At 60.0% G+C, this 13,358-nt stretch carries 8 protein-coding genes and 1 tRNA gene; 5 read left to right on the top strand and 4 right to left on the bottom strand.

Annotation, left to right across the window (positions count from 1 at the left end; genetic code table 11):
- Positions 1 to 56: 56 nt before the first annotated feature.
- On the bottom strand, positions 57 to 1,757 hold the full coding sequence (locus RQH86_RS02760; RefSeq protein WP_311239575.1) for a ShlB/FhaC/HecB family hemolysin secretion/activation protein: 1,701 nt from the start codon (positions 1,755 to 1,757) through the stop codon (positions 57 to 59).
- Positions 1,758 to 2,573: 816 nt separating this feature from the next.
- Here RQH86_RS02760 and pgaA point away from each other — a divergent pair.
- From pgaA to pgaD, 4 genes are read left to right on the top strand one after another with little or no spacing between them, the layout of a single operon-like run.
- Complete coding sequence (pgaA, locus tag RQH86_RS02755; protein WP_311239586.1) at positions 2,574 to 4,532, top strand: poly-beta-1,6 N-acetyl-D-glucosamine export porin PgaA; 1,959 nt, start codon at positions 2,574 to 2,576, stop codon at positions 4,530 to 4,532.
- On the top strand, positions 4,514 to 6,412 hold the full coding sequence (gene pgaB / locus RQH86_RS02750; RefSeq protein ID WP_311239576.1) for a poly-beta-1,6-N-acetyl-D-glucosamine N-deacetylase PgaB: 1,899 nt from the start codon (positions 4,514 to 4,516) through the stop codon (positions 6,410 to 6,412). Before pgaA ends, pgaB begins: the two co-directional genes overlap by 19 nt.
- 3 nt (positions 6,413 to 6,415) lie before the next feature.
- Positions 6,416 to 7,669: a poly-beta-1,6-N-acetyl-D-glucosamine synthase gene (gene pgaC, locus RQH86_RS02745; protein ID WP_228325365.1), complete on the top strand. Its 1,254-nt coding sequence runs from the start codon at positions 6,416 to 6,418 to the stop codon at positions 7,667 to 7,669.
- A complete protein-coding gene (gene pgaD, locus RQH86_RS02740; RefSeq protein ID WP_115561893.1) occupies positions 7,666 to 8,112 on the top strand; it encodes a poly-beta-1,6-N-acetyl-D-glucosamine biosynthesis protein PgaD in 447 nt (148 codons plus the stop codon). The genes pgaC and pgaD overlap by 4 nt, the downstream gene beginning before the upstream one ends.
- A 1,289-nt stretch (positions 8,113 to 9,401) precedes the next feature.
- Here pgaD and RQH86_RS02735 read toward each other — a convergent pair.
- From RQH86_RS02735 to RQH86_RS02725, 3 genes are all read right to left on the bottom strand, one after another.
- Positions 9,402 to 10,145, bottom strand: a complete 744-nt coding sequence (locus tag RQH86_RS02735) for a DUF4435 domain-containing protein (protein ID WP_311239577.1) — start codon at positions 10,143 to 10,145, stop codon at positions 9,402 to 9,404.
- Positions 10,138 to 10,995, bottom strand: a complete 858-nt coding sequence (locus RQH86_RS02730; RefSeq protein ID WP_311239578.1) for an AAA family ATPase — start codon at positions 10,993 to 10,995, stop codon at positions 10,138 to 10,140. Before RQH86_RS02730 ends, RQH86_RS02735 begins: the two co-directional genes overlap by 8 nt.
- A gap of 395 nt (positions 10,996 to 11,390) precedes the next feature.
- Positions 11,391 to 11,467 (bottom strand) — tRNA-Arg (locus tag RQH86_RS02725).
- A gap of 135 nt (positions 11,468 to 11,602) precedes the next feature.
- Here RQH86_RS02725 and RQH86_RS02720 point away from each other — a divergent pair.
- The gene (locus RQH86_RS02720) at positions 11,603 to 13,135 is read left to right on the top strand and encodes an aldehyde dehydrogenase family protein (RefSeq protein WP_311239579.1); all 1,533 of its coding nucleotides are present in this window, start codon (positions 11,603 to 11,605) and stop codon (positions 13,133 to 13,135) included.
- Positions 13,136 to 13,358 lie beyond the last annotated feature (223 nt).

Raw genomic sequence — 13,358 nt, 5'->3', positions numbered from 1 at the left:
CGCCCGCAGGCGTCATCAATCAACAAGCGCGCCGCCGGCTGGCAGCGCGATCCATGTCAAAACTGGTAGATCACACGCGCGCCGTAGGCCGGCTGCGCACTTCCAAATCCATCGGGCCGGTGGATCGCCCAACCGGCAAATGCATCGATGCTGGCGCCGAACCAGCCGCCGCGCAGCCCCACCGCGCCACCCACCAGACTGCGACTGCGCAGCCCGCTGGCGCTGGTGCCATCGATGCGTCCCGCGTCCAAACCGAGGTAAGGCGTGAGCCCGATCTGCTGCACCGGAAAACTCAAGGTATTGCGCCAATACGCGCCTTTTTCGGCACCCAGGGTCGCTTCGCCATCGAAGCCGCGCACGCTGTACCGGCCGCCGATCGTGAAGAATTCCGAGCCAAGCAACAGTTCGCCTGCGGTCTGCGCGCGCAGGCTGCTTTCCCAGGCCATGGGCACCGCACCCCACTTGAACGGCAGCGCAGTGCTCACATCCAGCGTGGTCACGCCATACCGAAAGCTGGGGAAACCGATTTGCGGGTCATAGCCGGTCCATTGGCTGTTGAACCACGGCGTGCCGCGTCGGTGTGCGATGCGCACGTCCAGCTGCATCGCGCCCAGGTAACGCCGATGCGTGAAATAGAACTCGGCACTACTGGTATCGCGCCGCTGGATGCCGATCTCCACGCCGTCCAGATAGCTGCGCGCACGCCGCCGCCCCACTGTCACCCCGGCAGAAGTCTTGCTGGTGCCATCGCGATGCAAGACGCGCTGGATGTCCAGCTGGGCATTACTGGATTCGCCGCTGGACTGGAAGGTCTGCAAAAATCCGTCTACGCGCTGGTGATAGCGGTACGACGACGCCGACAGCGCAACCGTCCACCAGCCCCAAGGCAGGCTGTAGCTCAGACTGTTGCCGCGGGTGCCGCGCTCTTCATCGCGTGTTGCCAGATCGTGGCTGTAGCCGACACTGAGCAGGTCGTTGAGTCCCAACGGATTGTCTAGCGACACATCCAGCCCGCCCTGCACGCGACCGGTGGCTTCCACACCCGAATCCTCGGCGTTGACCACACCGCGCCAACGCCGCCCATGCTGCAAGGTGATGACCAGATCCGATTCGCCTGGCGCTTCGCCCGGTGCAATATCGATCTTGGCGTCCTGCGATGGCAGGCGCTTGAACTGCTCCACGGCTTGTTCGATCGCGCGCAGATCCAGCAGATCGCCAGTGCGCAATGGCAAGGCGGTCTTCCAGTGGGCACCGCCGGTATCAGACACCACACGTACCGCACGCAAACGGCCCGGCATCAGTTCGAAGCGCAACTCTCCGCGCGATAAATCCTGCTCGGGCACGCCGATGCGCGTTGTAACAAAACCGCGCGCGACCAGCCGATCCAGTGCGCGACGGCGAATGACATCAATGCCGATGCGGCCGATGCAGCGCCCCTCGTAACGGCGCAGCGATTTCCACAGCCAAGCGAACCGCGCAGCATCCTGGCCCGCGCCCGACAGGCGCACACGCGTGATCGAAAAACACAGCGCTTCTTCGGGAAGCACAGTGCTGCGTACGTCCACGCGCTCGGCATCCTCGCGCGGGCCGGCGAAAGGCGCCTGGCGCTCCTGCTCCTGCCGACGCTGAATCTCTTCGGCCTGGCGCAGTTGCTCCTGCCGGTCCAGGCTGGTCGGTGCCGATTGTTGTGCAGCCGCCAGCCCGGCGACCGCCCATAGGCAAGCCGCCAGCGCCAACGGCGCCGATCGCATCCACATCTGTCATGCCCCCTGTGCACCGGTCAGACCTGGGCCTGCCGTTGCTCACATCGCCGCACCTGGCTGCCAAAACGGCAGCACAACCCTTGGACACGGCGAATGCGGCGCCACTGTGCTGCAGCGTTAAGAGCAGGTCAACGCAGCGTGTAGGGGCCACCCTGTAAGAAAATGCGGACAAATGCATTTATGTGACAGAAATCACTTAAATACCGGACGCCACCGTAAGACGGCCGGCACGCCATCGTGCAGTCAATGCCGCCCAGGGGCGACAAGTTCCGCCAACGCGCATCTATTTGTGCAATCACAGGGATGCCTTGATATGCATATGAATGCGCGATTGGCAGTTTGCTGGTCTCCGGGCTTGCCAGCCCGCTTGCTCCAACGCGGCAATTGCGTCGGACTCAGCGTGAGGCTCCACCTTGTACTTTAACCATGCGCTCAGCGCCGGATGTCCTTTCAACAGGCGAATCCGAGCGTTGCGTCGGCTCCGTGCTGCACGCGTGCACCCGCAACCTCCGTTTGTGCCGAACTGCGCATTTATGCCAACCGATCTCAAGTAATGAACATCTCATCAACATAGTGATGACACTCGCTTTACACGGGCATACGCAGTATCGCCGCACTTCATAGCTGGATCGCTTGTGAACTTCTCTTCCCCCCTGTTTGCACATGCACGTGCAGCGCGGTCGTCCTGACCGTACAGGCGCACTCACTCCCCTGATCAGCCTTGCCTTGTTTGCCGCATGTGTGCCCCTGGCGCACAGCGGCGAAGTGCGGTCGACAGATGTGACTGGCGCCTCCATCGCCCTTACGCCCATGCAGCAAGCCGAGCAATTGCGCGGCCAGCAGCGCTATGCGGAGGCGCTCGCCATCTACGAACGCGTGTTGCGTGCAGACCCGCGCGACAAAGGCGCGTACACGCTGCGTGCGCTCACGCTCAGCGATCTAGGCAGCGCGCAGCTTGCCGCAGAAGCGATGTGGCGCCATCCGGACTGGTTTTCGCAGCAGGAGCGCGAGCGCATCGACAACGATCGCGTCGCGCGCATGATCGGCTGGGCCAGCGCCGAGCCGGTCGATGCCGCGCACCGCTATGCCGAGACCGATCAGGCGTTGGTTAATGTGGCGCGCATCGAGCGCGACGCACCACCACAGGTGGTCTGGGAAGCGACGCGGTTGCGCATCGACAGCCTGGTTGCCCTCAATCAGCGTCAGCGCCATCGCGACGTGGTTGCCAACTATCAAGCATTGCGTGCGGAAGGCATTGAGGTGCCCAGCTACGTGCTGCCGACGGTTGGCGATTCGCTGATGGGGCTGCGTCGCCCTGCCGAAGCCGAAGCCGTGCTGCGACAAGCGCTACAACACAGCCCGGACGACTTCAACACGCAACTACTGCTCGGCTACGCATTGCTGGAGCAAGAACGCTTCGATCAGGCGATGCCGTTGTTCGAGCAGCTGGCCGCGACGCAAGCGCCTTGGCCACGTCGTGCCGGCGCAACCAGCGGCTACGAAAACTGGGACCGCTTCAGCGCCGATGTCGCACTCGCCACCGCACGCTCTGCAGCCAACGACAACCGCGGTGCAGATCAGGTATTGCGCGAGCACATCGCGATTGGCCCCGACAATGCCGAGCTGCAAGCGGCACTGGCATCGATCGAATCGCGCCGCGGACACACCACGCAAGCCCTGCAACGCAATCAGATCGCGCTGACGCTGGACCCGCATCAAAAACAGGCACGCAGCGGCGTGGTCGAAAACCAGCGCGATCTCGATCGCCTGGATCTGGCCGATGCGCAGTTCAAGACCTTGCGCACCGAGTACCCCGATGATGTCGGCCTGCAACGGCTGGGTGCGTCGCTGGAGCGCCAACGCGGCTGGCAGGTACATCTGAGCCATGCCTGGGGACGCAGCGACAACGACAACAGCGCCACCGCAACCTCGCCGCTCGGCAATCATTTCGGCAGCTCGCTGCTGGAAGCCGAATCGCCGCTGCTGGGCGAGCGCTGGCGCGTGGGCTTGCGCGCGCGCGACGACTGGGCGGATTTTCAGGACACCCGCGTGCGCTATCGCAGCTTCTGGCTGGGCACGCACTACCGCTACGACCGGCTGGATCTGAGCGCCTACGGTGGCCGCGCACTTGATGATTTCGATCGCGATGGCACCGCCTGGGCACTGGATGCGGGCTGGCGATTCTCCGATGCGTGGTACGGCAGCGTTGCCTGGCGCACACGCGACCCGGAGGCATCGTTGCAAGCGCGTCGGTTGGGCATCACCGGCGACAGCATCGGCGCGACGCTGCGCTGGACACCCAGCGATGAAACGCGCTGGGACCTGCAGGCACGCCAGCTGCGTTACAGCGATGGCAATCGGCGTAACCAGCTCGATCTCTCGGGCAGTCAACGGCTGTGGGCACGGCCGCATGTGCTGATCGATGGGCTGATTTCTGCATCTGCCGGGCGTGCCGAAGACGACCGTGTGGTCGATTACTTCAACCCACGCCGCAGCGCAGGCGTGGCTGCGGGTGTGCGGATCGAACAGATTGGCTGGCGGCGTTACGACTACGCGTTTCGGCAGCGTCTGGAAGTCACCGCCGGCCCGACCTACCAATCCGGCTTTGGCAGCCAATGGGTGCCGGCGCTGGCGTATCGGCATTTGTGGTCGCTGGGCGATGGCAGCGCGTTGACGTATGGCGTGAGCTGGTCGCGCCCGGTCTACGACGGCCGGCGCGAACAACAACTTGGATTGGACCTGGATTTCCGATGGGGAGGTACGCCTTGATCCGCCTGCCGCTGATGCTGCTCGCACTGCTGCTGATGACCTTCGCGTCGTCGGCGCATGCGGGTCTGCTGGTGCTCAGCTACCACGATATTCGCGACGACGTCGCCGCCAAAGGCGACCCGGATCGCTACGCAGTGTCCACCAGCAACTTCGCCGCGCATCTGGATTGGCTGCGCTCGCACGCGTATCACCCGGTGAGCGTGCAGCAGGTGCTGGATGCACGCGCCGGCCGGCGTGCCCTGCCCTCGCGGCCGGTGTTACTCACCTTCGATGACGGCTTGCGCAGCGTCTATACGCGGGTATTTCCGCTGTTGCAGGCCTACGGCTACCCCGCCCTGGTCGCGCCGGTAACCAGCTGGGTCGAACTGCCTGCGGGCAAGGTGGTGCCGTACGGCCCGCGCGACTTCACCCGCGACGACTTCGTCACCTGGGCACAATTGCGCGAGATGCAGGACAGCGGCCTGGTCGAGATCGGCTCGCATAGCGACGACCTGCATAAGGGCATTGCCGGCAATCCGTTCGGTAACCAGACCCCTGCGGCAGTCACACGGCTGTGGGATGCGAGCAGCGGCTACGAAAACGAAGCCGACTATCGCCAGCGCATCGAAACCGATCTGCGGCATAGCCGCGATGCCATCGTGGCGCATCTGGGCAAGCCGCCGCGCACGATGGTGTGGCCGTATGCCGCCTACAACCGCGCCAGCAACGCCATTGCCGCGCAACTGGGCATGACGCTCAGTTTCGATCTGGAAGGCCGCTCGCACGAAGCCGATATCGGCCAGCAAGGCCGCGACCGCGTGGATGGGCAATCGCTGGCCAGCCTCGGGCGCTTGTTGTTGTTCAACAACCCCGACGTGCGCGACCTGGCCGGCGAATTACGCCGCGATCTGTCGCGCGATGGGCTGCGCGCCATCCAGATCGACCTGGATTACGTCTACGACCCAGACCCCGCACAGCTGGCGCGCAATCTCGACATCCTGGTTCAGCGCGTCAAGGACATCGGGCCCAGCCACGTCTTCCTGCAGGCCTTTGCCGACCCGGATGGCGATGGCGCGGCCGATGCGCTGTATTTCCCCAACCGCCATCTGCCGATGCGCGCCGATCTGTTCGGACGCGTGGCATGGCAGCTGCGTACCCGCGCCGGTGTGCGCGTATTCGCCTGGTTGCCGGTGCTCGGCTTCCATCTGCCCGACGCGCAGCAACAGGCCGCATTGCAGATCCATGCGAACGACCCGAAGGATGTGCCGCGTCTGGACCCGGGCAACCCGCGCACCCGCCAATTGGTCGCCGACGTCTACGAAGACCTCGCTGCGAATGCCTACTTCGAAGGCCTGCTGTTCCATGACGATGCCTACCTGCGCGATGACGAAGTGCCGGCCTACGGCGGCGGCGATCCGGCCAGGCGCACGCAGGCGCTGATCGGCTTCACTCAGCAGCTCAAGGTCGCCGCAGAGCGCTGGCGCCCCAAGCTGGTCACGGTGCGCAATTTGTTCGCGCAGCCGGTGCTGGAGCCGCACAGCGAAGCGTGGTTTGCGCAGCGTCTGGACGCTTTTTCTGCCGCCTACGACTACACCGCGCTGATGGCGATGCCCTACATGGAAAAGGCCGACGACCCGCAGCAGTGGCTCACGCAACTGGCCACGCGCGTCGGTCAGCAGCCACATGGTTTCGACAAGACCATCTTCGAACTGCAGACCGTGGACTGGCGCACCGGCAAGCCGCTACCTGAGGGCGTGCTACTGGCACATTCCAAGTTGCTGCTGGCGGCCGGCGTGCGTCATCTGGCGTATTACCCCGACGATTTCATTGGCGGCCATCCGTCCCTGCCCGAAGCGCGCGAAGCCATCTCGGCCCGCCAATTCCCCTATATCGAGCGATGACCGATGACGACCAGCCTCTTACTGGCCGCCCTGTTCAACTTCGCGTTTTACTACCCGATCATCATGGCGTTTTTCTGGATGATCGGCGGCATCTACTACTACCTGCGGCGCGAACGCGGCACGCCAGGGCCGTCCAAGCCGCCGCCGATGGCCAGCGAGCCGTTCGTGTCGTTGCTGATGCCTTGCTACAACGAGGCCAAGCATGTCGCCGAAACCATCGCAGCGATGAGTGCGCAGCACTACGCGGACTTCGAGATCATTGCCATCAACGACGGCAGTACCGACCGCACCGCCGAAGTCCTCGACGACCTCACGCATCACCATCCGCGCTTGCGCGTGGTGCATCTTGAGCAAAACCACGGCAAGGCCAACGCCTTGCGGGTCGGCACGCTTGCGGCGCGGTCCGATTATCTTGTGTGCGTGGATGCCGACGCGATTCTCGATCCACATGCAACGCGCTGGATGGTAGGCCACCTGATTTCCGGCCCGCGCGTCGGCGGCGTTACCGGCAACCCGCGCGTGCGCAATCGCACCACGCTGATGGGCCGCATGCAGGTCGGCGAGTTCTCCGCGATCGTGGGCCTGATCAAGCGCGCCCAACGCGTGTACGGCCGCCTGTTCACCGTGTCCGGTGTGATCTGCGCGTTTCGTCGCTCGGCCCTGCACCACGTCGGCTTTTGGTCCGACAACATGGTCACCGAAGACATCGACATCTCCTGGCGCCTGCAGCTCGATGGCTGGGATATCCGTTACGAGCCCAACGCGCTGTGCTGGATCCTGATGCCCGAAACCTTTGGCGGCCTGTGGATGCAGCGCCTGCGCTGGGCGCGCGGTGGCGTCGAGGTACTGCTGAGCCATGGCCGCCGCGCACTGGCCTGGCGCAGCCGGCGCATGTGGGCAGTGTTGCTGGAATACACGCTGAGCCTGATCTGGGCCTACGTGATGTTGTTCATCATCGTGCTGTGGGTGCTCGGCAAGTTCATCGCGATGCCGCCTGCGTTGTATATCGACACCATCCTGCCGCGCTGGCATGGCCTAGTGCTGGCAGTGGTCTGCCTGCTGCAGTTCGGCACCAGCCTGATCATCGAACGTCGCTACGAAAAAGGCCTGGCACGCCAGTTTTTCTGGGTGATCTGGTACCCCGCTGCCTTCTGGATGATCGGCATGCTCACTGCCGTCATCGCCTTCCCCCGCGCTCTCATCGCACGCCGCAATAAACGCGCGCGATGGAAGAGCCCCGACCGAGGAATCCAATGACCCCGCCCATCATCAACCTGCCGCAACGCCTCGGCCGCTCGCGCCGTCTCGCCTACGGCGCCGCCACTGCCGGCGCCTGGATGGTCTATTTCTATCTCTGGGCACCGCTGGCCACGCTGATCGCCTGGTTCTTCGGCCTGCGCAGCGCGTACACCGAGCTCTATCTACAGCACAACGCCATCGACCCGTTCGCCCTCGGCGCGCTGCCGGTTATCGCCCTGATGGCGGCCATCACCACGGTCGGCTGGGCCGAATACAACCGCCTACGCTTCGCCAATGCCGACAAGCGCAAACGCCCCCGCACCGTGGCCGAACTGGAAGTGGACCAACGCCTGGGCGCCACCGAACAACTCGGCACCCTGCTCCGCCACACCCGCATCTCATCGGTATCGATGGATAAGTCTGCACGGCCGGTGGGAGTGCGGGTGGTGCGGCATCGGTAACAAAGCCACGGCGTGCCGCAGACGCTATTGCGCTATGCGATGCATTTGTCGCGCGATAGGATCGTATCAGGCGATTCTTGCATCCTCATTTTTTAGGACTGGTACGCCTATAGCTGCATGGATTTTTGCTGCTGGCTCACCTACCAGTATGCACAAGCTAGGCGCGAAGCCGGTACGTAAAAGCGTATCGCGGAATGAGGTCAACAATGAGCGATTGCTCAAAGGACCTGTTAACCCATGATTTGAATTTGGCTATTTCCTGACCTAGTCAATGACCGACTTTTTGCAGATGCATGTGCAAGCTCCGTCGCGCTTCTGCTTCAACCGATTATCTTTAAGGACATCGATCGTTGTGTAAAAGGTCATAGCGATCGAAAACACCGTGCCTGCAAAAACGAAGATTGCTCTTGCCTTTTTCGGTTTTTTTTTCCAAGTACGGACTTTGAAAATAGGTCTCAAAAAAACATTTGCAGCGGCAACCATAACAACTACCCCGCCCCTGAAACCGGAAAATATTTCAAAAGAACGATAGGGCTTGGGCAGTTCCGAGTCCCAAATGGCTGCACCAGCGGCTACGAGAGTGGCTCCCCAGAACCATGCATTTCACAAGTTCAATTAAAGCGCTTTAGCCCTTCATTTCACGCAGGCTCTTTGACCTTATGAATCCTCTTGCCCCTCCTTTTTTCCATTTGCTTTTAGACCAAGCTGTCACCCGCTGCGGATTTCCAGAGATCATTTTCTTCCTTACCCTAGACAAACGTGCGAATTCTAACTCTTCTCGTCCCACTGGTCATATCGCTCGTGTAACCAAATCCACGCCCCTCGCTTACGGGCCCGCGCGCAAGTGATCCATTGGCAAACACCACGAAAAGTTCAAGCTCTACGCGGAGATCCAGGGCGCATATAAATGGCAACGGCATAGTCTATTGGCGAGGCGCAAGAGCTTATCTCCTCTGACACCAGAGTGGCATCCGTCAACGCATCTCCCTCGGCCGACTCGGCCTCATGAGATTGAAGAAATCTGAGCACGGAAGAAACTGAGCCGAAGTATGGCATGCGGATCCTTGCAAGCCAGCCAGTGGTGAGCGCATATTCTGGAATGGTACCTGGACTGGTACGCCGCCGAGTATCTACTACAGCCGGCAAAGCGCGCAGCGAATTAAAGCGCTTCATCGCCAAGTTCGGCCATCCCCGATAGATACACTTGGCCCCATAGAGATGGAAGGCTGCAAACGCGACCGCCGTCTCATTGACAAGGCCGCGCAGGAGGCTATGCAACGACTGCGATTTTAAATCATTTGATCCTGCAGCTGCTGACTAAGCTTCAGTTGAATTCTCCTGAAATTACCCCCCTTTCGAGCTGCACCAATTGCCATCAACTGCTTATCACTGAATTTTACTTTTCGGCCATTTGCGCAAAGGCGCCTAAGCAATAGGGCAAAAAGAGACTTACCGCGGAGCTTTGCTCTGTAAGAAGTCAGAAGTTCTTCTTTCAGATCAACTGGGTACTCATCCTCTCCAAATCCTTCAAACAATTCAGGATCCATTGGCGCATCCAAAACTTTGCTCGGATGAGCCCTAAATTGACCACCTTTATTCTGCAACGAACGACTTACTGCAAAAGCGTACCAATCAATAAACGCATTCAACTCTTGTAGAAAGATCACTCTTTCCCCCGCAGTTAGTAAACTCTCCAATTCACCATCTACAAACAAGTCGTTTTCAATCGAGTATCCATCGGTAGTGATTACACCATCATAATCCTCCTCAGGAGTTATGTGTACCCAAAGATCTTTGTCCACAACAAAAAAGACCTTACATTTAACGGGACTTTCGAGCAGCATCGATCTCAATTTCAGCACTGAGTGCTTGTTCCCAGCAGGGAGAATATCAACACCAAATTGCTCTAGCTCATCCTCGATTGCGCGATAGCATATAATATCATTCTTCCCCTCCACCAGTACCGTTGGAAGGCTAGTATTCTTTAATAAATGATATAGCTCCTCAACCGTTGGCCTTGCACTCTCAGCCATTCTGGTCGCCCCTATCAACACCAATTGAGACTTCTTTATCAGGGTACTTGGCGTATATAAATGGCGAATGAGTAGCGAAGATAAATTGATTTCCTGAACTTTGAGAATTCAAAATCGAATAAAGCTGCCGCTGCCAGTCCACATGTAAACTCAACTCAGGCTCATCAATGAAAATTATTGCATCTTTGTAAAATGCATTATAGCAGATGAAACTTAACATCTGCTTCTCTCCAGCTGACAGAGCTTCGCTATTAACTGCAACTGCAGCATCACCGAAGTTCAATCGAGGACCGAATGATATACCAGAATGCTTAAAGAGCCTTTCTACCAAGATCCGCACCGCATCAAGTGGAAGCATAGCCGCGGATCTAAATTTTTCTATTTTCTCAATTTCCGCCTTGGTTTCTGACAGAAGTTCACCGGCCGCCATCCCGCCGCCTCTTGTATTTTCATACTGAGTAATTTTTTCAATTACCTTTCGGGAAATCTCACCTTGATAAGTATTTATCTCCTCGGAAATCGCCGTATATCTTCTTAGAAGCAAACTGACGATATCTTGAGTCGAGATAGCTGAGACAAAAATGTGATCCATTTCACTAAGCTTGCGCGATAGCGCTGTAAGAGGATCGTCAATCTCAGGTTCCGATCTAAAAAACGAGTTTGATCGTGTTCGCGGAGGCGGCGGCGTCATAGTGAACCCACCTTCAATTCTGCGGAATGTCGGGAAGAAAATTGAGCTTCCTACAGGCGCTAGGTATGGAGCAGCCTTATTTTCTGCCGACTCAGCTAACTCTGGATAGTCATCTTCCTCGTCATCTTCAAAAATTAGAGCTTTACCACCTACATTCATTTCAATTCGGCAATGCATAGTTCCAGTGCGCACAACCGTGCAAGTGTACTCACTTGTTATGATCGTGCAGCTGTTAAAAGGAACTTCCTTCAAAGCCAATAATATATTCCCACTAATAATCGACCAGACCAACTTTAGTATGGTAGTTTTACCAGATCCATTCCTTCCAGTTAACAGATTAAGGTCATCATTAAATCTGTACGTGATTACGGAGTTGTTGCCGAGCAAACCAACCACAGTTACGGAATGAATCCTCATAAAGTCCCTTGTTATCTATCAAGCTTCAATAGCTGAAGTACGGATCAGCTGTGGCAGGTGTGGCAGTAGCCTGTTGGCAAATGCTGAAATCTGTAGAGGCGTCAAGCGTAAGTGGAAACGGCTAAACCGTTACTTCCTGGTGACCCCGGCCCGATTCGAACGGGCGACCTTCCCCTTAGGAGGGGGACGCTCTATCCAGCTGAGCTACGGGGCCAAGGACGACATTGTCGCATGTTCAGCCAGCTTGCCAAGCCGGCCGGGGGTGGGTGGAGCCTGCTAAAATCGTCGGCTACCCGTGTCGCTGCCGGCCTTGGCTGCCGCGCGACCGCCACTGTTTCCAGGAGATTCCATGTCCGCTGACCTGCTCAAGGCGCTCTACCTCGCTGCGTCCAATTCCGGCACTTACCTCGGCGAGGCGACCTGGTCGCAGGCCACCGGCGCCGGCGTGCTGCAGCCGCTCAATCCGACCACCAATGCGGTCATCGCAGATGTGCAGGCGACCACGCCGGACGACTACGAACTGATCGTGGCGCGCGCGCAGGCGGCCTTCAAGGTGTGGCGCACCACGCCGGCGCCGCGCCGTGGCGAAGCCGTTCGCCTGTGTGGCGAGGCGCTGCGCAAGCACAAGGATGCACTCGGTTCGCTGGTGGCCTTGGAAATGGGCAAGAGCAAACCCGAAGGCGATGGCGAAGTGCAGGAGATGATCGACATCGCCGACTTCGCCGTGGGCCAGAGCCGCATGCTGTACGGCTACACCATGCACTCGGAGCGTCCCGGTCACCGCATGTATGAGCAGTACCAGCCGCTGGGGCTGGTGGGCATCATCAGCGCGTTCAACTTCCCGGTGGCGGTGTGGGCGTGGAATGCGTTTTTGGCGGCGATTTGCGGCGATATCTGCATCTGGAAGCCGTCCAACAAGACGCCGCTGACCGCGATCGCGACGATGAAGATCTGCAACGCAGCGCTGAAGGATGCCGGCTTCCCGGACATCTTCTTCCTGATCAACGATGCCGGCACTTCCTTGTCTGAAAAGCTGGTCGAAGACACCCGCATCCCGCTGATCAGCTTCACCGGCTCGACCCAGATCGGCCGCGCGGTGGCCGAGAAGGTTGCGCACCGCCTGGGCCGTTGCCTGCTGGAGCTGGGCGGCAACAACGCCATCATCCTGGACGACACCGCCGACCTGAAGCTGGCGATCCCCGGCATCGTATTCGGCGCGGTCGGCACCGCCGGGCAGCGCTGCACCACCACGCGCCGCCTGATCGTGCATGCGTCCATCTACGACAACGTGCTGGCGACGCTGGTCAAGGCGTACAAGCAGCTCGACAGCAAGATCGGCGACCCCACCGACCCGGCAAACCTGATGGGCCCGCTCAACAGCCGCGGCGCGGTGGAGCAGTTCCTGGCCTCGATCGCCAAGGCCAAGGCCGCCGGCGGCACGGTGGAAGTAGGCGGCACCGCGATCGATCGCCCGGGCAACTTCGTGTTGCCGGCGATTGTCACCGGGCTGCAGAACAGCGACGCGGTGGTGCAGCACGAGACCTTCGCACCCATCCTGTACGTGATGAAGTACAGCACGCTGGATGAGGCGATCGACCTGCAGAACGGCGTGCCGCAGGGCCTGTCGTCGTCAATCTTTACCCAGGACCTGAAAGCGGCCGAGAAGTTTCTGTCTGCTGCGGGCAGCGATTGCGGCATTGCCAACGTCAACATCGGCACCTCCGGTGCGGAGATCGGCGGCGCGTTCGGTGGCGAGAAGGAAACCGGCGGCGGTCGCGAGTCCGGCTCGGATGCGTGGAAGGTCTACATGCGTCGCCAGACCAACACCATCAATTACTCCGACTCGCTGCCGCTGGCGCAGGGCATCAAGTTCGATCTGTAATCGATGGCATCGCAGCGCGCCCGGCCACGGCCGGCGCGCTGCAGCTGTCGCATGGCCACCACCCTGCTACGGGCGGCCCGCAATCGCGATAAAGAGAACGGCACGCGCCACGCAGCGGTTTGCCGAGAGCCGATGACGTCTCGGCCGGGACCGGAGCCCATCGGTAACGGCTCCCTGCCCCACGCAATCAGACAGTTCTGGCCCCTCTCACCGGCCACTGATG

Source organism: Xanthomonas sp. WCS2018Noco2-27 (assembly GCF_031843525.1).
GTDB lineage: Bacteria > Pseudomonadota > Gammaproteobacteria > Xanthomonadales > Xanthomonadaceae > Xanthomonas.
Note: the sequence above shows the minus strand (reverse complement) of the source record. Positions and strands in the feature narration are given on the sequence as shown.